The organism is Serratia sp. NFX21, from assembly GCF_048517035.1.
GTDB classification, from domain to species: Bacteria; Pseudomonadota; Gammaproteobacteria; order Enterobacterales; family Enterobacteriaceae; genus Serratia; species Serratia quinivorans.
Genome location: NZ_CP183196.1, coordinates 4,247,444 through 4,270,269, shown reverse-complemented (window position 1 = coordinate 4,270,269; position 22,826 = coordinate 4,247,444). Strand labels below are relative to the sequence as shown.

The 22,826-nt window shown below is 55.5% G+C and carries 21 protein-coding genes; 8 read left to right on the top strand and 13 right to left on the bottom strand.

Annotated elements, in window-relative coordinates; translation table 11 throughout:
• Positions 1–33 precede the first annotated feature (33 nt).
• The 4 genes from purC (at position 34) to ypfH (ending at position 4,799) form a co-directional block, all read left to right on the top strand.
• Positions 34–747 (top strand): phosphoribosylaminoimidazolesuccinocarboxamide synthase, encoded by a 714-nt coding sequence (gene purC, locus ACNT1W_RS19990; protein WP_012146219.1) that lies wholly within the window; start codon positions 34–36, stop codon positions 745–747.
• Positions 748–911: 164 nt separating this feature from the next.
• Entirely contained in the window at positions 912–1,778 is an 867-nt protein-coding gene (locus ACNT1W_RS19985; RefSeq protein ID WP_012146218.1) for a neutral zinc metallopeptidase, read from the top strand.
• 201 nt (positions 1,779–1,979) lie between these two features.
• On the top strand, positions 1,980–3,992 hold the full coding sequence (locus ACNT1W_RS19980) for a tRNA(Met) cytidine acetyltransferase TmcA (protein ID WP_419246053.1): 2,013 nt from the start codon (positions 1,980–1,982) through the stop codon (positions 3,990–3,992).
• 117 nt (positions 3,993–4,109) lie between these two features.
• Positions 4,110–4,799, top strand: a complete 690-nt coding sequence (gene ypfH, locus ACNT1W_RS19975; RefSeq protein WP_218217458.1) for an esterase — start codon at positions 4,110–4,112, stop codon at positions 4,797–4,799.
• A 153-nt stretch (positions 4,800–4,952) separates the two neighbouring features.
• On the opposite strand, the gene ACNT1W_RS19970 is transcribed toward ypfH, so the two are convergent.
• Genes ACNT1W_RS19970 through ACNT1W_RS19955 form a run of 4 tightly spaced genes read right to left on the bottom strand, consistent with a single transcriptional unit; the run spans position 4,953 to position 7,301 of the window.
• A complete protein-coding gene (locus ACNT1W_RS19970; RefSeq protein WP_012146215.1) occupies positions 4,953–5,138 on the bottom strand; it encodes a YpfN family protein in 186 nt (61 codons plus the stop codon).
• A 2-nt stretch (positions 5,139–5,140) separates the two neighbouring features.
• Positions 5,141–5,815 carry a M15 family metallopeptidase gene (locus ACNT1W_RS19965; protein ID WP_012146214.1) on the bottom strand — a complete coding sequence of 225 codons (675 nt, stop codon included), beginning with the start codon at positions 5,813–5,815 and terminating at the stop codon, positions 5,141–5,143.
• Positions 5,812–6,939 carry a succinyl-diaminopimelate desuccinylase gene (gene dapE, locus ACNT1W_RS19960; RefSeq protein WP_419246052.1) on the bottom strand — a complete coding sequence of 376 codons (1,128 nt, stop codon included), beginning with the start codon at positions 6,937–6,939 and terminating at the stop codon, positions 5,812–5,814. The genes ACNT1W_RS19965 and dapE overlap by 4 nt, the downstream gene beginning before the upstream one ends.
• A complete protein-coding gene (locus ACNT1W_RS19955) occupies positions 6,936–7,301 on the bottom strand; it encodes an ArsC family reductase (RefSeq protein ID WP_012146212.1) in 366 nt (121 codons plus the stop codon). Before ACNT1W_RS19955 ends, dapE begins: the two co-directional genes overlap by 4 nt.
• 229 nt (positions 7,302–7,530) lie before the next feature.
• Between ACNT1W_RS19955 and ACNT1W_RS19950 the strand changes: the two genes are divergently transcribed.
• Entirely contained in the window at positions 7,531–7,956 is a 426-nt protein-coding gene (locus tag ACNT1W_RS19950; RefSeq protein ID WP_012146211.1) for a GNAT family N-acetyltransferase, read from the top strand.
• 15 nt (positions 7,957–7,971) lie between these two features.
• Here ACNT1W_RS19950 and ACNT1W_RS19945 read toward each other — a convergent pair whose 3' ends face one another.
• The 6 genes from ACNT1W_RS19945 to ACNT1W_RS19920 form a co-directional block, all read right to left on the bottom strand.
• The gene (locus ACNT1W_RS19945) at positions 7,972–8,577 is read right to left on the bottom strand and encodes a GNAT family N-acetyltransferase (protein ID WP_419246051.1); all 606 of its coding nucleotides are present in this window, start codon (positions 8,575–8,577) and stop codon (positions 7,972–7,974) included.
• Between the two features lie 24 nt (positions 8,578–8,601).
• Entirely contained in the window at positions 8,602–8,922 is a 321-nt protein-coding gene (locus ACNT1W_RS19940) for an isochorismate lyase (protein WP_115184062.1), read from the bottom strand.
• A 23-nt stretch (positions 8,923–8,945) separates the two neighbouring features.
• Positions 8,946–9,377 (bottom strand): GNAT family N-acetyltransferase, encoded by a 432-nt coding sequence (locus ACNT1W_RS19935; RefSeq protein ID WP_129936921.1) that lies wholly within the window; start codon positions 9,375–9,377, stop codon positions 8,946–8,948.
• A gap of 11 nt (positions 9,378–9,388) precedes the next feature.
• Positions 9,389–9,868 (bottom strand): tetratricopeptide repeat protein, encoded by a 480-nt coding sequence (locus ACNT1W_RS19930; protein WP_017893615.1) that lies wholly within the window; start codon positions 9,866–9,868, stop codon positions 9,389–9,391.
• Positions 9,869–9,999: 131 nt separating this feature from the next.
• Positions 10,000–12,171: a TonB-dependent siderophore receptor gene (locus tag ACNT1W_RS19925; RefSeq protein ID WP_259191019.1), complete on the bottom strand. Its 2,172-nt coding sequence runs from the start codon at positions 12,169–12,171 to the stop codon at positions 10,000–10,002.
• A gap of 8 nt (positions 12,172–12,179) precedes the next feature.
• A complete protein-coding gene (locus ACNT1W_RS19920; RefSeq protein WP_115184065.1) occupies positions 12,180–13,250 on the bottom strand; it encodes a YncE family protein in 1,071 nt (356 codons plus the stop codon).
• Between the two features lie 394 nt (positions 13,251–13,644).
• On the opposite strand from ACNT1W_RS19920, the gene ACNT1W_RS19915 reads away from it, so the two are divergent.
• Both ACNT1W_RS19915 and ypfM read left to right on the top strand, forming a co-directional pair.
• Positions 13,645–15,684, top strand: a complete 2,040-nt coding sequence (locus ACNT1W_RS19915; RefSeq protein WP_049767923.1) for a TonB-dependent receptor domain-containing protein — start codon at positions 13,645–13,647, stop codon at positions 15,682–15,684.
• A 238-nt stretch (positions 15,685–15,922) separates the two neighbouring features.
• Positions 15,923–15,982: a protein YpfM gene (ypfM, locus tag ACNT1W_RS19910; RefSeq protein ID WP_112349006.1), complete on the top strand. Its 60-nt coding sequence runs from the start codon at positions 15,923–15,925 to the stop codon at positions 15,980–15,982.
• Positions 15,983–16,101: 119 nt separating this feature from the next.
• Here ypfM and acrD read toward each other — a convergent pair whose 3' ends face one another.
• Complete coding sequence (gene acrD / locus ACNT1W_RS19905) at positions 16,102–19,239, bottom strand: multidrug efflux RND transporter permease AcrD (RefSeq protein WP_419246050.1); 3,138 nt, start codon at positions 19,237–19,239, stop codon at positions 16,102–16,104.
• A 282-nt stretch (positions 19,240–19,521) separates the two neighbouring features.
• Between acrD and ACNT1W_RS19900 the strand changes: the two genes are divergently transcribed.
• The gene (locus tag ACNT1W_RS19900; protein WP_017893610.1) at positions 19,522–19,800 is read left to right on the top strand and encodes a winged helix-turn-helix domain-containing protein; all 279 of its coding nucleotides are present in this window, start codon (positions 19,522–19,524) and stop codon (positions 19,798–19,800) included.
• 26 nt (positions 19,801–19,826) lie between these two features.
• On the opposite strand, the gene narL is transcribed toward ACNT1W_RS19900, so the two are convergent.
• Both narL and narQ read right to left on the bottom strand, forming a co-directional pair.
• Positions 19,827–20,459: a two-component system response regulator NarL gene (gene narL, locus ACNT1W_RS19895; protein ID WP_017893609.1), complete on the bottom strand. Its 633-nt coding sequence runs from the start codon at positions 20,457–20,459 to the stop codon at positions 19,827–19,829.
• 162 nt (positions 20,460–20,621) lie between these two features.
• Positions 20,622–22,304 carry a nitrate/nitrite two-component system sensor histidine kinase NarQ gene (gene narQ / locus ACNT1W_RS19890; RefSeq protein WP_419246049.1) on the bottom strand — a complete coding sequence of 561 codons (1,683 nt, stop codon included), beginning with the start codon at positions 22,302–22,304 and terminating at the stop codon, positions 20,622–20,624.
• Positions 22,305–22,826 lie beyond the last annotated feature (522 nt).

The following is a 22,826-nucleotide window of genomic DNA, read 5'->3' as shown; positions in this document are numbered from 1 at the left end:
TTTTTAAATAATTCTTTTATTGGAGTAAGTCAGATGCAAAAGCTAGCTGAGCTGTATCGCGGAAAGGCAAAAACCGTCTACACCACTGAAAATCCTGATCTGCTGGTGTTGGAATTCCGCAACGATACGTCAGCACTGGATGGTCAGCGCATTGAGCAATTTGATCGCAAGGGTATGGTGAACAACAAGTTCAACCATTTCATCATGAGCAAACTGGAAGAAGCCGGCATCCCGACGCAAATGGAACGCCTGCTGTCAGACAACGAAGTTCTGGTGAAGAAGTTGGACATGGTGCCGGTAGAGTGCGTGATCCGCAACCGTGCTGCCGGTTCACTGGTGAAGCGTTTGGGCATTGAAGAAGGCCTGGTACTGAACCCACCGCTGTTTGACCTGTTCCTGAAAAACGATGAAATGCACGATCCCATGGTCAACGAATCCTACTGCGAAACCTTTGGTTGGGTGAACAAACAGCACCTGGCACGCATGCGTGAGCTGAGCTACCAGGCGAACGACGTGTTGAGCAAGCTGTTTGACGACGCAGGCCTGATCCTGGTCGACTTCAAGCTGGAGTTCGGCTTGTTCAACGGCGAAGTGGTACTGGGCGATGAATTCTCGCCGGATGGTAGCCGCCTGTGGGACAAAAACACCCTGGACAAGATGGACAAGGACCGCTTCCGTCAGAGCCTGGGTGGCCTGATCGAAGCCTACGAAGAAGTGGCTCGCCGCATCGGCGTCAAACTCGACTAAGCCCTTTTCCGCTATACGGGGCCGTTTGGCCCCGTCATTTCCCTGACTTTCCCCGCCGTCTGTTCCTTCTGTCTGCATTTCCAGAAAAATTCTACATTTCCTTTGCCGCTGAGCATTTATAATGATCTACGTAACATGACAAAAACCTAATCTGGAGTTTACTTATGCGTTGGCAAGGGCGTCGGGAAAGTGACAATGTTGAGGATCGTCGCGGGCAGTCTTCAGGTCTGGGTGGCGGCGGTGGCGGTTTCCGCGTGCCTCGCGGCAAGGGCGGTATCGCCATTCTGGTTGTGGTGTTGGTGGCCGGTTATTACGGCATCGATCTTTCACCGCTGTTGAACGGCGGGGACGTTAGCCCGCAAACACAGCAACAGAGCGCCAGCATCAGTCCAAAAGACGATGAGCTGGCCAAATTTACCTCGGTGGTGCTGGCCTCTACCGAAGATAACTGGAAAGAAGTTTTCCAGCGCATGGGTAAAACCTATCAGCCACCCAAATTGGTGATGTATCGCGGCGTAACGCGTACCAGCTGCGGCACCGGTCAGGCGGCGATGGGGCCTTTCTACTGCCCGGGCGACAAAACGGTGTATATCGACCTGTCGTTCTATCAGGATATGAAAACCAAACTGGGTGCCGGCGGTGACTTCGCCCAGGCCTATGTGGTGGCGCACGAGGTGGGCCACCATGTGCAGAACCTGTTGGGCATTGAGCCTAAAGTGCGTCAAATGCAGCAGGGTGCCAGCCAGGCAGAAGTGAATCGTCTGTCGGTGAAAATGGAACTGCAGGCGGACTGCTTTGCCGGCGTGTGGGGCAAATATGCCGAGAAGCAGCAAATGTTGGAAGAGGGCGACCTGCAGGCGGCATTGAACGCTGCGCAGGCGATCGGCGACGATCGCTTGCAGCAACAAGGGCAGGGACGCGTGGTGCCGGACAGCTTCACCCACGGGACCTCACAGCAGCGCTACACCTGGTTTAAACAGGGCTTCGACAGCGGTGACCCTAACACCTGCAATACCTTCGCATCCCGTTAACATGCATGCCGGAGCCTGACTCCGGCATTATGTTGTTGACAAAGTGGGGAAAAAGCGTGGTTTTTCCCCACTTTGTGGCTATCAGCCGAAAATCAATAAATTGATTTTCCTGGGTTTTTAGTTTGTGAATACTGACATTCCAACTTTCCGTTGGGGGTGTCAGCGGTCTGGGCACTTTTTTAGCTCTGGGTCTGGATACTGATGTTACAGGCAATGCAACAACTTATGCAGCAGCAGGGCATCAGACGCCTGCTGGTGCTCAGTGGCGAGCCGCAATGGTGTCGCCAGCAAGCGCACCGGCTGGCGACAACCCTGCCGGGTGACTGGCCGTGGGTGGGGGAAAACCCGCCCAGCGGCATGCAGTCGCTGGCCAGTGGTGCGGTACGGACATTGCTGGGGCAAGAACGATTACATGCCGTGTATGACGCGACCGATGGTTTGGATGTTGAAGCGCTGGCCGCGCTGGCCGGTACGCTGCGAGCCGGCAGTTGGTTGTTGCTGTTAACCCCACCCTGGCAGTCCTGGCACCAACAGCCGGATAGCGACAGCCTGCGCTGGAGCGATTGCCCACAGCCGATCACTACCCCAAACTTCATTCACCATCTGCAGCAACACTTGGCGGCGGACAGCGAAGTCACGCTCTGGCGACAGGATGAGCCGCTGACGTTGGCACCTTTGCCGGTCCGCCCGCAGTGGCTGGCACCGAATGGCCAACCGACTTTCGAGCAGCAAGCGTTGTTGACGCAATTACTCGGCGCCGAGCCAGGCGTTTGGGTGCTGACCGCCGCCCGTGGGCGCGGCAAGTCAACGCTGGCGGGGATGCTGGTGGCCAACACGCCGCTGACCTGCTGGCTCACCGGGCCCAGCCGAGCGGCTACCGAGGTTGCTGGTGAATGGGCGCAGGGCCGTGCGCAATTCTGGGCACCGGACGCGCTGTTGGCCCATTGTCGCGAACATGATGTCAGCGACGTGGGCTGGCTGTTGGTGGACGAGGCGGCGGCGATCCCCGGCCCGTTATTACAGCAGTGGGTTAACCATTTCCCCCGCATTCTGCTGACGACCACGGTACAGGGCTATGAAGGCACTGGCCGGGGTTTCTTGCTCAAGTTTTGCGCCGGGCTGCCTGAGTTTCAGCCGCTGGAGTTGCAGCAGCCCATGCGTTGGGCGCCGGGTGATGCGCTGGAGCGTGTCATCGATAACGCGCTGCTGTTCAACGAACTCCCGCCGTGGCCGGCGACGGATAAGCTCGTCAGTATCACTGGGGCCGAACAAAGGGCGCTGTGTGCCGATCCTCAACGATTAATGCGTTTTTACGCCCTGTTGAGCAGCGCCCATTACCGGACTTCACCGCTCGATTTACGGCGGTTGATGGATGCACCGGGTATGCATTTTGGCCTGGCGCAGGTTGAGGATGAGGTCGTCGGCGCGTTGTGGCTGGTAGAAGAAGGCGGGCTGAGTGCCGAACTGGCGCACGAAGTCTGGGCCGGCAGGCGGCGACCGCGTGGCAATCTGGTGGCCCAATCGCTGGCGGCGCACGGTGGCCAGTGGTGGGCACCGACGTTGCGTTCAAGACGCATTACCCGCATTGCGGTATTACCCGCTATGCGTCAGCAGGGCATCGCCCGCAGGCTGATCGAGCAGCAGCGTCAGCAGGCACAAGGGTTGGATTATCTTTCGGTCAGCTTTGGTTACACCGAGCCGCTGTGGCGCTTTTGGCAGTCCTGTGGCTTTGAGCTGGCGCGCATTGGCAGCAAGATCGAGGCCAGCAGCGGTTGCTACAGCGTCATGGCCATTCTGCCCTTGAGCGAGCAGGGTGAAGCGCTGCGTCATGCGGCACACAAGCATCTGGCGCGGGATTGGCGCTGGTTGCAGCCGCGCATCGATCTGCAACTGGAAGTCACCGGTGACGACGGCGACACCCGGCTGGGCGAGGACGACTGGCGTGAACTGGCCGGATTCGCCTTCGCCCATCGGCCGCTGGAGGCCAGTCTGGGGGCGTTACAGCGTTTATTGTTAGCCAGCGCTTTGCCGCTGCCCGCACTGCGGCTGCATCTGCAACAGCAAACGACATCGGCAGGTTGCGTGGAGCTACTTGGTTTCAGCGGCCAGAAAGCCTTGCTGCGTCGCTGGCGACAAGAGACGGGAATGGCGCTTGAACAGCTCGATGCGCAGCATTGCCTGCGCTGGCACGACTGGTCGCAGTCATTGCAATAAATTGAAGATGTTGCTCAATAAAACCCGATTTTCCTGAATTCTCAGCGGCGTATAGTAGCTGGCAGGAACCGGGGCATCTGGCGCCGGGCAGAATTTGATCAACACGAGGAGTCACCGATGAAACATGAGCATTTTGTTGTACAGAGCCCGGCAACCCCGGCTGCGCAGCTGATCCTGCTGTTTCACGGTGTTGGCGATACTCCGGTGGCGATGGGTGAGATTGGCAGCTATTTCGCCAAAGACTTCCCGCAGGCGCAGGTAGTCAGCATTGGTGGCCCTGTTGCCTTCGGTAACGGTGGCGGCCGCCAGTGGTTTTCGGTGCAGGGTGTGACCGAGGAAAACCGTGCCGAGCGCATTGCTGAAGTGATGCCGAAGTTTATCGAAACCGTGCGTTACTGGCAGCAACAAAGCGGCGTGAATGACGCCGGTACCGCGCTGGTCGGTTTTTCTCAGGGCTCAATCATGGCGCTGGAAGCCTTGAAGGTGGAACCCCGGCTGGCCGGTCGCATCGTGGCTTTCAGCGGGCGTTTTGCCGGTTTGCCTGATAAAGCGTTCGGTGACAGCGTGGTGCATTTGATCCACGGCGAACAGGATGCGGTAATTAGGGTGCAACATGCCAGGGCGGCGGCTGAGCGGCTGCAGGCTATCGGCGTCGATTTCACGCTGGACGTGGAAGAAGACGTGGGGCACGCCATCAATCAGGGCATGATGAATGATGCCCTGGAACGGTTGCATTACTACGTCCCGCAACGCTACTGGGACGAAGCGATGTTCGGCAAGCGCGGCGATTTGGTGGCCTTTAAATAAACTTCAGGGCGCTTATACCCGTCGCCTTTCAAGTTGCAGCGTTGTTACCTGCACTCGCTCACCCCAGTTACTTACTCGAGTAAGCGCCTGGGGATGAGCGAGCTGGGCGCCTAACTGCAACTTGAAATTCATAGGGTATAATGCGCCCTGATATCATTTTTTCTTCGGCCAGTCGTCGTCGTCATCCCACTCGGCGTTATTATCACGGTGCGGAGGCAACTCCGGCTTATCGGCCAGATAGCGTTTGACGTCAACGCGGCGTAGCTCTTTGATCCCACTGATAATCATCCCGACTAAAATCAGCAGGATAATCCACCAATAATCTGCTAACCATTCCATATTCACTCCTTTCCTTCAGGGCGTATAAAACGCGAAAATAGCGATGGCAAATGCTCTTCAAGCCATTGGGCACCGGCGACGTCCTTATTTTTCCAGGCCGCCAGCAGCAGCTCCGGCGTCAGCAGATGCTCGGCTTCAAGCGCCAGCGGACGGTAGCTTAGATGCCAGGGCTCTACCGCCACGCCGTCACCCTCTTCGGTGAACGGCCGGTAAAAGCCAAATTCGGCCATATGTTTCGTCATCCACTGATTGAGTGGATAAAAATAGCCGCCTTGTTGGTATTCCCAGGGCTCCAGCTGCAGTTTTTGCCCGGCAGGCAAGAGTGAAGGATCGTAGACATCCAGATCGCTGCCCCAGTGATGGCGACTGGCGCCCGGCAAGGCCGACCAGCGCAGGATCGCTTCGCAAAGTTCGCCGGTGGACAGCAGCGTGATGTCGATTGGCTGACTGTCCTTATCTAATACTGGGCGCTCGCCGCAGAATTTTCCATTCCAGATCGCCTGTTGCCGGCCAAAATCACGAAATGTGCTGGCGGGCTGCAGATCAAAACCGGCCTCCAGCGCCGCCTGTTGCATGGCGAGGAATGCAGCTACCGCGGCGGGCTGCAGCCGGTGGTTACCGCTCAGCGGTGCCAGATGCTCGGTTGAGCAGCCGGTCAACATTTCCGGTGTGATCATGCGACCAATTGCTCCATGATGCGCTGGTACATACGGCTCAGTAGTTGCAAATCGGCCGCGTGTACGCATTCGTTGACCTTATGGATAGTCGCGTTGACTGGCCCCAGCTCAACCACCTGCGCGCCCATCTGGGCGATAAAGCGGCCGTCTGAGGTGCCCCCGGTGGTCAGCAACTGCGGCGTCAGCTCAGAGTAGTGTTCGACGGCGTTAACCACCGCATCCACCAGCGCGCCACGTGCAGTCAGAAACGGCTGGCCCGACAGGCGCCATTCGATGCTGTAGTTCAACTGGTGGCGCTCAAGCAGTTCCTCTACGCGCTGTTTGATCGTCGCGTCGGTCGATTCGGTACTAAAGCGGAAGTTGAACTGAACGAACATCTCGCCCGGGATCACGTTGTTGCTGCCGGTACCGGCCTGCACGTTAGCAATCTGCATGCTGGTCGGCGGGAAGAATTCATTGCCGCGATCCCACTCGATCGCCACCAGCTCATTGAGGGCAGGCATGGCGCGGTGCACCGGGTTATCCGCCAGATGTGGGTAGGCAACGTGGCCCTGAATGCCGTGAATGTGCAGGTTGGCGGTGATTGAGCCGCGACGCCCGTTCTTCACCACGTCGCCGACGCGTTCGGTACTGGACGGCTCACCGACCAGGCAATAATCCAGGCGCTCATTGCGCGCCATCAGCGCTTCCACCACTTTCACCGTGCCGTGGGTCGCGCTGGCTTCTTCATCGGAGGTGATCAGGAATGCCAAACGGCCCTGATGATGCGGGTTGGCCGCGACGAAACGTTCGGCCGCCACGACCATTGCCGCCAGCGAGCCTTTCATGTCTGCCGCACCACGGCCATACAGCATGCCGTCGCGGATGGTCGGCTCAAACGGCGGGTTGTCCCAGCGTTTTTCGTCGCCGGTTGGCACGACGTCGGTGTGGCCGGCAAACGCCAGGGTTTGGCCTTCGCCACGCCAGGCCCAGAAATTCAGGGTATCACCGAAAGGCATTGGCTCAACGGTAAAACCAATGGCTTCCAGACGTTCAATCATCAGTGCCTGACAGCCTTCATCGTGCGGGCTGAACGACGGGCGCTTGATCAGCTGTTGAGCCAGTTCGATAACCGGGCAAGTCATGCTGCCACCTCGGAAATAAATTGCTGGTAGCCTTCGGCGCTGAAGCCGAGCAGGGCGTGCCCGTTGCCGTCGTCCAGCAGTGGGCGTTTGATGATCGCCGGCTGTGCCAGCATCAACGCGATGGCGGCATCGGCATTGTTGCAGGCGCTGCGCTGTGCTTCATCCAGCTTGCGCCAGGTGGTACCGCGGGTATTGAGCAGCGGTTCCCAACCGAGACGTTCGACAAAGCCGCGCAGTTGCTGTTCGTCCAGCCCGTCGGCGCGGTAGTCGTGAAATTGATAAGCCACACCCTGTTCTTCCAGCCAGCGGCGTGCTTTTTTGATGGTGTCACAATTTTTGATGCCGTACATGGTCAACGTCATGGAGTAAGAACCTTCTCTGCAACCTGACACCGGCGCATGGGGCCGGTGGTAAACCGCCGGTGGCGGTGAAATAAATGCCAGCGACCAGCATGCCGAAAAATGGCGGGGAGTTCCACCGTACAATGGTCTGAAAGACCGGGGAAAGCTGAAAAAATCCCGATCGCGTTTATTACGGTGCTTTTTTGCTAATCTCAATGTGCTACTCAGTTACCCTACATAGAAGAAGACCATGGAAAATTACCGAATTGAAGTTACCGAAAGCGGCATTGACGAAATAGAAGCGCTGATTGCAGAAGGGCTGAATCAATATAACGATGAAGTTACCGGCACCAACGATCGTCGCCCGTTGGCGGTGGTGGTGAGAGACCCGAACAGCGGCGAGGTGCTGGGCGGCATTAGCGGGCGTTCATCGTTGGGCATGCTGTTTGTCGATCTGTTTCATCTGCCAAAATCGCTACGTGGCTCAGGATTGGGCAGTGAGTTGCTGCGTCGTTTCGAATTGGAAGGGCGGCGCAGGGGCTGCGTTTCCGCGGTGTTGTACACCATCAGCTTTCAGGCACCAAAGTTTTATGAGTTGAACGGCTGGACGCGCTTTGGTGAGGTGCCCTGTCTGCCGGCAGGCACCAGCCGAGTCTTTATGATGAAGACGCTGTAGATGACTGGCCGGAAATTATTCTCCGGCCTTAAGTAATTTATAACTCAGGCTTTTTTTCACCATCGGCCATTCGTGGTCGATGATGGAAAAAACTACCGTATCTCGATAGCTGCCATCCGCATTTTTCTGGTGATTCCTCAGTACGCCGTCCTGCTTGGCCCCCAGGCGCGCGATAGCTGCTCTGGAAACGTGATTATGCCAATGGGTGCGAAACTCAACGGCAATCACCGCGAGAGATTCAAACAGATAACCGAGTAGCAACAGTTTGCATTCGGTGTTGACGGCGGTTTTCTGATGGCTTTTGGCATACCAGGTATAGCCAATTTCAACACGACGATTTTGCCCGTCAGCATGACAAACCCGGGTGGTTCCGATGATTTTTTGCGTGGCGTTGTGGACAACAGCGAACGGCAATGCCCGCCCGGCAAGCTGTTCACTTAAAGCCAGGTCGATATAGTCTTCCACGCTGTCTTCAGTGGGCACCGAAGTAAACCAAAGTTCCCAGAGGCTCCCGTCTGTAGCCGCTTCAATCAGCTGTGGCGCATGTTTTTTACGTAGCGGAATAAGGCTGATACTTTCGCTTTTCAGTTCGGTTTCTACCAGCCAGGATGAGTCAGACATATTTTGCAGGTTCCCTTGTTGGATTCACTTTTCGCCCTGAGCCTGGGACCAATGTTTCATTTCTTCGCTGATAAAATAATTGACCAGGTCGCGATACATTTTTTCTATCACCTCCGGACTTAAACCTTGCTCATCGGCCCAGACTCGTCTTTGCAACAGCATGGCCTCAAAGCGCTCTTTGGCGCGCACCGTATCGGGGCTGGTCTTGAATTTGGCTGCCGCCTGTACGTAGGCGAAGCGCCGGGCGATCAGCTTAATGATGTTTTCATCCATCATGTCTATTTCAGCGCGAATATCATTCATGTCCGCACAGTCCTGCGGAGACAGCCGATTTTTAATGTGCAATGGGGAATTCCTTTAAGGTTTTTTCAGCGGACATAACCATTGTGCTGCAGTCGCTCTAAAGCTGCGCTATCGGCATAGACCATGCCGGTGGTCAGCTCACGGAAGTGATACTTTTTGTAGAACTCCAGCTTGTCGGGTACCGAGTAGATAAACACTTTGCCGAGCGGGGCCAGATCCTGCATCACCCGATCCATCAATTGTCGTCCCAATCCCCGGCCCTGAAAATCCGGATGCAGGGCTACGTCGGCCAGATAGGCAACCGAAGTCATGTCGCTAATGGCATGGGCGGTGGCGATCAACTGGCCATCCAGGTAGCCCCAGTAGCAAAATTGGCTGTGCTGATAAACGCGCTGCAATACCTGCGGATCGCGCTGGCCCAATCCGGCGGTTTCCAGTAGCCCGGCCAACTGCAGCCAGTCGACGCCGTAGCGGTTCGGGTCAGTCACTATTTCCATATCAGCCTCACTTAGCCAATCCGATCCAGATCGGCGGCGTATTGACGGATCGCACGCTGGTAACTGCTGATGTCGCTATGCGAGGAAGTTTCCGCCAGCAGTAACAGCAGATCCGCTACCGCCTGTTTGGTTTCACCCAGGTTATACAGCGTCATGGCGCGGAACAGCGTGAGTTCTTTGGCCTGCGGGAACTCGCTCAACCCGTCGTCGAAGGCGGCCAGCGACTGCTGGTACAAGCCTAGCGCCCGGTAGGTACTGCCCAGGCCAAGCCAGGCTTCCTGCCGCTGCGTCGCCGGCAAATTGCGCGCCAGTGCCGCGAGGTAGCAGGGAATGGCCTGCTGCTCAAACCCCTGAACGTCGTACAGGCAAGCCAATTGGTAGTGCAGTCCGGCGGCTTCCGGTTGTTGCAGTAACTGTTGTTGCGCCAGTTCGGTCGCTTCCTGATAGCGGCCCAACTCTTTCAATTGTTCGATGGTCAGCGTAGGAGACATCATATGGCCTTGGGTGAGTAAGGTTTTTGTATCTTTTGCACGCTACTACGGAAGAATTCATCGCACAAGGGATAAGGCATTACAGAGGGAAGGTTGGCCCCGCGATCCGGGGCCAGTTTTACTGCGGATGATCAGAACTCGTGTTTGAGCGTAAGCATGAAGTTACGCGGTTCGCCATAGTTACGGGTACTGTAGAAATTAACCTGCGAGTAGTATTTCTGGTCGAAAACGTTGTTCAGGTTAAGTTGCACCGAGGTTTGCGGCGTTAGCCTGTAGCGTGCCATTGCATCGACCAGGACATAAGATCCTTGCTCGGCTTTGCGCTGCACCATTTCACCGTTATCGGCCCCGCTAACGTTGGCGTAAACCTTGCTCTGCCAGCGTGCGCCGCCGCCCAGCGTCAGGTCGCGCAAGGCACCCGTCAGTTGGTAGGTGGTGAACAGGTTGATGCGCGTGCGCGGCTGCTCGGTGTTGAGATCAACCTTATCCTTGTCCTTCAACGAGAAGTGCGTGATGCCAAACTGCGCGTTCCAGCCCTGGGCCAGCTCACCGTTCAGTTCGAACTCGATGCCCTTGCTGGTGGCACCCTGGCTCTCATGATAGGTCTGCTGCAGCCAGTCCAGATTGGCGGTGTCTTCGTCCAGCACGCCCAGGTTGTCCTGCGTGATGCGGAATGCCGACAGCGACAGGTTGAGCCGGTCATTGAGCAACGCGGCTTTGATACCCACCTCTTTGTTCACCCCTTCGATCGGTGCCAGATAGTGGCCGCTGCTGTCGAGCAGGTTCTGATCCTTGAAGATGTCGGTGTAGCTGGCATAGGCAGAGACCTGATCGGTCAACTTATAAACCGTGCCGACGAACGGCGTGACTTTGTTTGCGGTGGTAGTCGTGGTGTTTTTAAAGCTGTTGAAGCGGGCACCGAGCACCAGATCCAGACGGTCGGTTAGCGAAAAGTCAGCGCTGCTGTAGAAGCCGATTTGCCGCGTGCGGTAATCCATCTGTGGCATTTTGTCCGACCACTCGGGTTCACCCAGGCCACCGTTCCAGTCCAGTAAGCTGCCGCTAAACAGTTGTGAGGCGCTGGCACTACGATAGGTGCTGTAACTGTGCTGCCAGGCGGAAGAACTGCCCACCACAAATTTGTGGTTGCGGCCCAGCAGGCTGAAATCACCGTTCAGTTTCAGGTCGACCGCATGCTGATCGCGGTAACCCTCATAACGCCCGGCATAAGGGCTTGAAGGTTTCACCGCCCAGGTATCGGGATCGATCAGCCCACCAAGACTCATCGCCATTTTGGCATCGAAAGCCTGACGGCTATGGGTGTAGTTAGCCACGCCTTTCCAGTCGTTATCGAACTGGTGCTCCAGCGTCGCGAACTGGGTGCTGAGCGTGGTATCCCAGCTCGACCAGTCAGAGGCGCCACTGTAGTGGCGATCCCAATTGATCTCGCTGCCGTCGCTGAACCAACCGGTCGGCAGGGCACCGCCCCAGGTGGAGGCTTTAGGCCGGTTTTGCTGATAATCCGCCCCCAGCCGCAGCAACGTATCGCTGCTCAGATCGGCTTCCAGCGTGCCATAGATAGTGCCTTTACGTTCCTGATGCCTGTCCATAAACGAGTGACTGCGTTCGCCGGCGGCCGCGACGCGTACCCGGACGGTGCCTTCGTCGTTGAGCGGTGTGCCGACATCGACCGTGGTGCGGTAGTGATCCCAGGAACCGGCGGAGAGTTCGACGCGGGCAAAAGGCGAAAGGCTGGAGGCTTTCTTTCTGACCAGGTTGATGGCCGCCCCCGGATTACCGACGCCGTTCAGCAAACCGGCGGCACCCCGGACGATTTCGACATGATCGAGGGTGATCGAGTCAATTTCTGACTCACCGCCGGAATAGCCGGAATCAAAGAAGGTGGGCACGCCGTCGTATTGATAATTATCGACGCTAAAACCGCGGTAATTGAACGAGGAGCGTTCGCTATCGTAGTTACTCTCGCTGACGCCGGTGGACCAGCGCAGAATATCCTTCAGCGAATAAGCGTTGATATCGTCAATTTGCTGGCGGGTGATGACCGAAACCGACTGCGGCGTATCCTTGATGCTCAGCGGCAAGCCGGTCGCGGTGGTCATCTGGCTGGTGGTGTAGGAGCCGGTGTTCTCGGTGCTGCCGTCATCGCTGAACGGCGAAGCGACCACCTCCAGGGTTTCTTCTTTCTGTGGGCGGGGAGCCTGCTCGGCCCCCGTAGCCTGCGCCACCATCACCGGCAGGCACAGCAGTGCGCCACCGGAGAGGCGAATCATAAAACTCGTCATTACCTGCCTCATAGTTCGCCGAGATTAATCTTGAGCAGATAATCCTGCTTTTTCTCCATCTCTTCCTTGGACTGCTTGATGCTGGCAAAGAGGGTATTGCCGTCCGCAGAAAGGGCCAGGCTGTTAGGCAGTGCGGTGGTGAGGATGCTGTTTTTGACCTGGTAGCTATTGCTGTCCACGATGCTGATGCGTTTGGCCTCGCGGTGCGAGATGTAGATTTCGCTGCGTGCCGGGTTGAACAGCACGGCCAGAGAGTTGATCACCTCAATCTGGTGCAGGATTTTGCCGCTGTTGATATCGACAACCAGCACCTTCGGCAGGTCAGGATCGGTGAGGAAGACACGGCCGGTTTTGCTGTCCAGGCTGATATTCAAGAAGAAGTGTTTTTTAGTGGGTTCCACCACCAGACGCTTGAGGATTTTGTGGCTGGTGGCGTCCAGGGTAATCAGTTCACCGCCGCCGTTAACGCAGTAGATATGGCCACGTTCGGTGTCCAGAGCAAGACCGGTAGGGTATTCCCCAACGTCGCTGATGGTGGCAATTTTTTCCCGTTTGGCGGTATCGATCACCCACAGTACGCCTTTCTTCGAAGTACCAGAGACATACAAACGCTGATTTTTCTTATCGAGCACCATTTCACGCGTCGGGACGAATTGGTCTTCTTTCATGCTTTCACTGAGCTGGACGGTAGCGAGTTCTTTACCGCTCTGGGTATCGATCATCGTTACTGAACCATCCACGGTGTTGCCGATGTACAAGACATGGCGTTCTTCATCCAGCGCGGTGGCGAAGGCGCGGCGTTGGGTAACGATCTTCCCCTCGGTGGCCAGCGTGGCCGGATTGATGCGGTAGACAATGCCGCTGTTTTTATCTTTGGCGAATGAAGGGGTAGAAGCGGCAAACAGGCTGTTGTTTTGGCCATCAAATGCCAGCTCATACAGGCCGTATCCCACCGGTTTGGTTTGGAAATGGCTTTCTGGCAGCTCAGCCGCCAGCGTTGAGCAAGACAGCAGCAGCATGGCGGAAGTCAGGGTGCTGAAAGAGAAACCTTTGCCTGGGGTGAACAGGGATAATTTCATATACATTCCTTTACATCAGTTTACGATTCAAGGATGCTAATGATATTGATAATTAATATCAATATCATTTAATTAATCATATGGTGATAGTTGTGTTTGTATTTGAAATATAAGTAATTTATTCGTTAATCCTTATAAATTAGGCTTGTTAAGCGATCTTGTTTCTCGTTTGTTTAATGAGTGTAATGATTTTCATTTCGTTTTAATGCGGGAAAATATCCGCTATATTCGCCGCCAACTGTTAAGAACTGTAAATAAAAATACTATCAACAGGGGTTATCCGGTGATGTGCGCAGTGGGCAGGTATTGGCCACTCACTTCTTGTTACGCCGCCGTTTTTGGATGCTTTGCGGGCTACAACACCAATCGGAAACAGGTTTTATTAGGAATAGTTATGATTGATCAACACTTCATGGGAAAACGCAGCCAAATAGCCAGAGCGATGGCGCTGGTATTGATTATTGCCCCTCAGGCTTATGCGCAGGAAGGGGAGGCAGAGCAGAAAAATAACGCCTCGCAGGAAGACCAACTGGTGGTCACCGCTTCCGGATTCAAGCAGAACAAGAAATATGCCCCGGCCAGCATTTCGGTTATCGATCAAAAGACGCTCGAGAAGCAGAACAGCCACGATGTGGCCGAAGCGGTTCAGGATATTTCTGGCGTGTCGGTCAGCAATGGTGCCGGCACTGAGGTTTCCGGCGACGTTATGATCCGCGGTATGGACTCGAGTTACACCTCGTTCATGGTCAACAGCATCAAGCAGAATACCGGCGAATCCCGTCCCTATGGCCAGAATGTCGGCACTGAAGCCGGCTTTTTACCGCCGGTGGCGGCCATCGATCGTATTGAGGTGATCCGTGGCCCGATGTCATCGCTGTACGGCTCGGACTCCATCGGCGGCGTGGTCAACGTCATTACCAAAAAGCCGTTTGGCGTACGAGAATGGATGGGCTCGATCGCTGCAAACAGTTTCCTGCAACAACATCAGGAGTTCGGTAATACCCAACAGACCAACCTGTTCCTGATGGGCCCACTGGTACCCGATGTTCTGGGACTCAGCCTGTCGGCAGATTATCTCGATCGACGCGAGGACGAAAAACCCAACTCGTTCAGCAAGAACAACAAAAAGTCGATCGACATGACGCTCGGCTTTGCCGCCAATGAGACCAATTTGTTCGATCTGAACCTGGTTAAAGGGGAGAAAAAACGTAGCCGGACGGAAAAAGGTGGCGGTACGCCCTGGGGTTGGGATTTTGATCGTGACGCCCTGAGCCTGACCCACTCGGGTTGGTATGCGGAAGATAGCGTGGCCACCACCAGCTATTTCCAGTACGAAAAAGGTGAGTCGACCTTCCACACCAGCACGCTGGCGCCACAGCATATTCAGAGCGAGAATTATGTGCTGAACAGCCAGGCCAAGCTAAGCCTGGGTGAGCACAACCTGACCCTTGGCGCCAACTACAGCCGTGAAACGCTGAATGACGATTTCTATGCTGACAGCAAGCGGGCGCCAGGGATTGAGCCTGTCACCAAAATCTCGCGCGACGGCTGGGCGCTGTTCGCCGAAGGACAATGGAATATTGATGATTTTTCACTGACTACCTCGGCGCGTATGGATCGCGACAACTACTTTGGCACCCACATTAGCCCGAAACTCTATGGCAACTGGATCCTCGATTCAGCCTGGGCGCTGAAGGGCGGTGTTTCTTCCGGCTATAAAAAACCGTCGCTGCGGGAAAACTCCGATCAATTCATTACGCCGCGTGGCAGTAACCCGCCTTATCCCTATCTGTCGGTGGGCAACAGCGAGTTGAAACCGGAAACCAGCCTGAACACCGAACTGGGGCTGTACTGGAACAACAATCGCGATCTTTCTTTTGACGCAACGGTGTTTTATACCGACTTCAAGGACAAGATCGCGGAGGTGAATATCTGTGAAGCGAGCGCGAACCACCCCTGCGTGGTTAACGGGTATAGCGCAGAATCCATCGATAAGTATTTCAATATTGGCAAGGCCAACGTCTACGGTCTTGAGCTTAACGCAGACTGGCAGGCCACGGATCTTCTGAGTTTTAGCGCCAACTACACCTTCAACAAAAGCGAACAGAAAAACGGCGTTAATAAGGGTTATGCCCTGAATGACTTCCCGAAACACATGGCCAACTTATCCGCCAAGTGGGCAGCGACATCGGCGCTGGACGTCTGGTCCAAAGTCAATTATCGCAGCCGCAATGAGGAGACCGGCGACCATACCCGCTATGGCGCTTATGCTTTGCTCGATAGCGGGGTAATTTACCACTTCGACAAACACACTCAGGTGATGGCGGGCGTGTACAACATTTTCGATAGTGCGCCAAAACGCACCACCAGTTGGGGAGAATATCCGCAGTTGGAAGGCCGCCGTTATAACCTCGGCTTACGTGTCGATTTCTAACTTTTGCCGAGTAAATTACCCGGCCGCTTGCCAACTGCGGCCGGGTTAGATCTTTTCTGCCGCTGATTCGATGAGTTAATACCGGAAGGGAATAGTCGGGAATATCCATTGATCAGATAAATACGAAAATGTGCACTATCCCCGGTTTTCGTGGGTGGCATCGTTCCCGAAACTCTTCACTTGCTCAAAAAACAGGCGTAGAATTCGCTTCGTCTATTAATTGAGGTTGTAAATTATTATGGTTGATCGTGAGTTGGGAAACTGGAAAGACTTCATCGAAGAGATGTTAGGCAACTGACACTGCGTTGAGGTTGATAACAAGGTTGGTTTATTTGTTCGTGATTAAAGCACCCTGGGAACGAGACACTCGTTCGAGATAAAGCAGCATCGGTTTCCCGACGCTGCTTTTTTTGCCTGCTATTGCGCGACGTCTTGCGCTTTGGCGGTGGCTGCCGGCTTGCCTGGGAAGCGGCGGCGAACCAGCACAAAGAACAGCGGTACGAAGTAAATTGCCAGCATGGTGGCGGAAATCATACCGCCCATTACCCCGGTACCCACCGCATGCTGGCTGCCTGAGCCGGCCCCACTGCTGATGGTCATCGGCAGTACGCCGAAGATAAAGGCCAGCGAGGTCATCAGGATCGGCCGCAGGCGCATGCGTGAGGCTTCCAATGTGGCTGACATCAAATCCTGACCTTTCTGATTTAGCTCGTTGGCGAATTCGACGATCAAAATGGCGTTTTTCGCCGACAGCCCGATGATGGTCAGCATCCCCACCTGGAAGTAAACGTCATTCTCCAGTCCGCGCAGCCAGGTAGCGGCAACGGCACCAATCAGGCCCAGTGGCACCACCAGCATCACCGAGAACGGGATCGACCAGCTCTCATACAGCGCCGCCAGACACAGGAACACCACCAACAGCGAAATGGCATACAACGCCGGTGCCTGCGAGCCGGACAGGCGTTCCTGGTAGGACATGGCGGTCCATTCCAGACCGAAGCCGGTCGGTAACTGGCTGACAATCTTTTCCATTTCGGCCATTGCGGTACCACTGCTGACACCCTCTGCCGCTTCGCCCACAATTTCCAGCGCTGAGCTGCCGTTATAGCGTTCCAGACGTGGGGAGCCATATTCCCAGTGGGAGGTGGCAAAGGCGCTGAACGGCACCATGCCACCCGCGCTGTTGCGCACGAACCATTTATCGATGTCGCCAGGCAGCATGCGGAACGGTGCGGCGGCCTGCACATAGACTTTTTTCACCCGACCGCGGTCGACGAAGTCGTTAACGTAGGTGGAGCCCCAGGCGGTCGACAGCGTGTTGTTAATGTCATCAATTGAAACACCCAGCGCCTGGGCTTTGCGTTGGTCAATATCAATTTGCAGCTGCGGGCTGTCATCCAGGCCATTGTGGCGCACGCGGGACAGCAACGGGTTAGCGGCGGCCAGTTGCAGCAGTTGATTGCGTGCTGCCATCAGTTTGTCGTGACCCAGGCCGGCGTGGTCTTCGAGTTCCATATCGAAGCCGGAAGAATTGCCCAGACCGGTAATCGCCGGTGGACTGCTGGCAATCACCCGCGCCTCGATAATCTGGTTAAATTCCTTGGTGGCGCGATCGATGATATCGAATGAGCTGTTGGCACCGGAGGTACGCAAATCCCAGTCTTTCAAGCGAATAAACATGCGTGCCACGTTCTGCCCGTTCCCGCCGGGGCCGGCGCCAATGGTGGAGAACACTGACAGCACGTCCTGTTTTTCTTTGGTCAGGAAATAGTGTTCAACTTTTTCCACCACTTTGGTGGTCTGCTGCAGGGTTGAACCCGGCGGCAATTGCACCTGGACGGTGAATACGCCACGGTCTTCCTGCGGCAGGAAGGAGGTCGGCAACTTGATAAACAGTAACGCCATACCGCCGAGCAGTAACAGGTAAATCACTATATAACGCACACTGGAGTGCAGCACCCGCGCCACGCCGCGCTCGTAGCGGTCGGCGTTGCGGTTGAACATGCGGTTGAACCAGCCGAAGAAGCCGCGCTTGCCGTGATGGTGGCCTTTGGCAATGGGTTTGAGCAGGGTGGCGCACAGGGCAGGGGTGAGGATCATCGCCACCAGCACCGACAGTACCATGGCAGAAACAATGGTGATCGAGAACTGGCGGTAAATGGCGCCGGTGGTACCGCCGAAGAACGCCATTGGGATAAACACCGCCGACAACACCATGGCGATGCCGACCAGCGCACTCTGGATCTGCCCCATGGATTTGCGAGTGGCATCCCTGGGCGACAGGCCTTCTTCGCTCATCACGCGTTCGACGTTTTCCACCACCACGATGGCGTCATCCACCAATAGCCCGATGGCCAGCACCATGGCGAACATGGTCAGGGTGTTGATACTGAATCCGCAGGCCGAAAGAATGGCAAAGGTGCCCATCAACACTACCGGCACGGCGATGGTCGGGATCAGCGTGGCGCGGAAGTTCTGCAGGAACAGGTACATCACCAGGAACACCAGCACAATGGCTTCCAGCAGGGTTTTTACCACGTCTTTGATTGAGGCCTTCACGAACGGGGTGGTTTCATAGGCGACCTTCGCCTCCAGCCCATGCGGGAAATACTGCGACAGCTCGGCGATTTTATCCTTCACCAACTGATCGGTTTGCAACTCATTGGCACCGGAGGCCAGCTTGATGTTCATGCCGGCGGCCTGCATGCCGTTATAGCGGCTGAGATAGTCATAGTTTTCGCCACCCAGTTCGATGGTGGCAACATCGCCAAGCGTGACTAATGAACCGTCCTGGTTGACTCGCAGGGTAATTTTTTGGAATTGTTCAGGCGTTTGTAACTGAGACTGCGCATTGATGGTGGCGTTAAGCGCCTGTTTATCGACGGAGGGTGTACCGCCGAGCTGACCGACGGCGACCTGGGCGTTCTGCGATTGGATCGCGCTGACGACGTCCTGGGTGGTGAGCTGGTAACTGTTAAGTTTGTTGGGATCGAGCCAGATGCGCATGGCGTATTGCGAACCGTAAACGTCCATACTGCCCACGCCGTTGATGCGGCTGAGCGGATCCTGCAGATTGGAAACGATGTAATCGGCAATGTCCTGCTTGTCCATGCTGCCGTCGGTGGAAACGAAGGCCACCATCATCAGCGTGGTATCACCGGATTTCGATACCGTTACGCCCTGGGTCTGCACGGCCTGCGGCAGTCGTTTAATCGCCGCCTGCAGTTGGTTTTGTACCTGCTGCATCGCCTCGTTGGGGTCGGTACCGGCTTCAAAGGTCAGCGTTACCGTGGCTCGCCCGGTGTTGGTGCTCTGCGACGACATATACATCATGTTGTCCAGGCCCGTCATGTTCTGTTCGATAATCTGGGTGACGGTGTTTTCCAGCGTCTGTGCCGAAGCACCTGGGTAGGTGGCGCTAATGCGAACGTTCGGCGGCGCCAGATTCGGGTATTGTTCCACCGGTAAGGAAAAAATCGCCAAGGCGCCGGTCAGGCAAAGAATAATTGCCAGGACCCAGGCGAAAATCGGGCGATCAATAAAAAAATTGGCCATGCAGCGCGAACCTCGTTATGACTTGTTCTATCTTTAAGACGCATCGGAATTGCGTTTTCTCAGTGGCTGGGAAGGATTCCGGCACTTATGCACTTTACGCGTGAAGGGGGGGGAAAGCGTGGAGAAAAAAAGGAGATAATGTAAATAACGGTAGAAGAAACCCCTAATTACACCGTCATTACCGTTAACGGCGCGATTAAGACAATTTAATGACAATCAATGGCCTGAGTATTCGGGATTGTCAAAAAATAATCAGGACTCACTTTAATGCAGGAGCAAGGCATGGAAATTAACCCGGTATTTGCCCGTCGTCTTTATCTGTGCTGGCTGATCAGCCATAGCGAGCGGCCAAACGTCCCGCGTCTGATGGAGCTGACCGGCTGGCCGCGCCGGACCCTGCAAGACGTGTTGAAAGCCTTGCCCGGTCTGGGGGTAGAGCTGCAGTTTGTTCAGCAGGGCGTACGTAATAACGACGGTTTCTATCAGTTGGAAAACTGGGGACCGATCAACAAGGGCTGGGTTCACCAGCATCATCAGGCGCTGCTTGCCGCCATCGAATAAAGCCTCCCCGGCATGCCGGGGAGAGATTATTGACTCTTGTGCTCCAGGTACATCACCGTTGCCGCCACGCGTGAACGTACATCCAGTTTGCGCAGCATATTGCGAATATGTACTTTCACCGTCTCTTCAGAAATGTGCAACTGGGCTGCTACCTGCTTATTGGAAAGGCCACGCGCCACTTCCTGCAGCACGTCCAGCTCGCGTTCGGTCAGTTCGGCAAAGGGGTCGTGTTGTTCACTACGGGATGACAGATAGTCCGCCACCGCGTCGCTGATCACGTTCTTTCCTTCCGCCGCCGCACGAATGTGTTCCAGCAACTGTTCCGGTTCGCTGTCTTTCAGCAGGTAGCCGTCGGCACCGGCGTCGATCAACGCGTACACGTCGCTGCGTGAGTCTGACACCGTCAGCACGATAATACGGGCATCCACACCTTCATTACGCAGCGCTTTCAGCGTGTCCAGGCCGGACAAACCCTTCATATTCAGATCGAGCAGGATCACGTCCGGCGTGTGTTGCAGCGCGAGCGTAATGGCTTCGTTGCCGTTACTGGCTTCGGCCAGTACGGTAAACAGCGGATCCAGCCCCAGCAGTTGTTTAATGCCGCGGCGCATCAGCGGGTGGTCGTCGACGATCATCACTCGGTAATTCTTCATCACCATGAAATATGCTCCCTGTAGCGAGTAAAGCCACTCAAACGCGCCGTGCAGCACGCTTCACAGTGGGACAGACTCTTATAAAATAGTGGCGATTGGCGCCACGAACATCCTGAAATAGACCGTTAGACTCAGCTAAACCGTAACGAAGAGTGAACAGTCCTGATTTTATGGCGGGAATGTCAGGCGGACTTCCGTGCCGTCCGGCTCACCCCGCTGGATGCGCAGCGTTCCTCCCAGTCGCGCAGCGCGCTCGCTCATGATGGTCAGACCATAATGACCTTCAGGTTCATTCAGGCTGGCGATGCCGCAACCGTCGTCAGCGATGCTGATGCTGTTATCACCCTCGGCCGTCATTTCGCAGCGAATGACGATTTCCTGTGCTTGGGCATGTTTGATGGCGTTAAGCACCGCTTCACGCACAATCTGTAGCGCATGCACCTGCTGCTGGGCATTGAGCGCCTGGGAAGAAAGCCGACAGTGTAACTGAATCCGTGCGTCAGTAAGAACCTTTAATGGCGCCAGCAACTGGTGCAGCGCGGTGTTCAAATCGGCCTCCTGAATGTTCAGGCGGAAGGTGGTCAGCAGTTCGCGCAGTTGGCGATAGGCGTCGGCCAGCGCCTGGTCAAAATCGCTAATAATCTCTTGGGCTTCAGGGGCGCTGTCCGCCAGCGTGCGCCTGAGCAGGGTTAACTGAATACGCAAAAACGACAGCGCCTGTGCCAGAGAATCGTGCAGCTCGCGGGCGATGGTGGCACGTTCTTCCATCAGCAAGAATTGCATATGCTGTTTCTGCGCGCGGTTAAAATAAACCCCACGACTCAGCATATTGGCCACGCTCTGCATCAGGTGCGGATGTGGTGGCTGTTCCTTATGCTGCCAACTCAGTTCACCCAGCGGTTTGTCGCCCTGGATAATGGTCAGCGATTGCCAGGCCAGCGTCGGCGAAGGGCGGCCGCTGCGCAATTGCCATTCGCTGAGGCTGTCCGCCACGTTTAGCCGGATGCAGTGCAAATCTTCACTTTGGCGCACGATGTGCAGGATCTTCTCAAATGCCTGCTGGTCTATCTGCCGCACGTTAAGTGCTTGCGAGCAGTTGTACAGCACCTCCAACGTCTTGTTCGCCTGTTGCAGACGTTGGGTTTTCTCCTGCACTTTCTGCTCCAGCGACTCATACAACTTGGCCAGGTCGCCCGACATGGCGGTAAAGGCCTGCGACAAAACGCCCAGCTCATTCGGCAGGGCGGTATCCAGCGGTGGGTGGTTAAAGTCCCGCTGTTGCACGCGCTGGCTGGCATCCACCAGGTGCTTTAACGGTGCCACCACCTGACGGCGCATAAAACGGATGCAAAACAGCACCAGGCCGATGATGGCGATAAAACCCAGCACGCTGATGGCCGCCACAATAGTCAGTTTCAGCTCGGAATAACGCTGTAGCGCCAACACGAAATGGTCAATCTGGTTAACGTAGCCGGCGATATTGGCCTGATAGTCGGCCGACTGGCCGGCCTGGATCTGCTGCGCCAAGGGTTGCCAGGCATGCTGCAAAGACAGGTACCTTTCCCGCACTTCCGCAGGCACGTAAAAACGATCCAACTTCTGCAACGCCGGGGCCTGCAGGGATTGCCGATATTGTAATAGATGCTGTTCCAGCTCCGGAGCCGGGCCAGTGAGATCGTAGGCCAGCCGGTAGCTCTGCATGCGCAGCGAACCGGCAATGTTGACCGCTTCGGCGTCACGCAGGCTGTCAGCCACGGTGGTTAGCGCCAGCCCGGTAGAGAGCACGGACAAAATCACAATGCAAAACAGCGCCTTGGCCAGGCTGCTGGTCACTGAACGTTTAACAAGCAATCATGCATCCTTTTCTCGCGGGCGATGAGCATCACCGGGTTTCATTCGAAAGCAAAATTATAAGTTTTGCAACTAAAATGCGTAGCGTTTTGCATGAAATTGGCTGCCATCGTCACAAAAGGTGGCCGCTGTATAATCAACTAGATAGCGAGTAAGTGGAAATCGCAGGGCTAAAATTCCGCCCCCCATCGGTAATTGATTGATCTGGCGCAAACTACTCCTGCATTTACCCCTTTAGGGGGATTATATACCCCCCGAACTGATATTATCTTACCCCCGTATTTATCAAGGTTTATGCCTGCCGTTTTTAATGTCTTTAACGACAACTGGAAACTCCTTGGTAACGACTACAATAACAATACAAAAACAGGTTCTATACCCTATACCCTATAGCTTTCAAGCTGCAGCTAGGCGGCCAGCTCGCTCATCCCCAGGCGCTTACTTTAGTAAGTAACTGGGGTGAGCGAGTGCAGGTAACAACGCTGCAGCTTGAAAGATGACGGGTATATTTACGCGCGATGG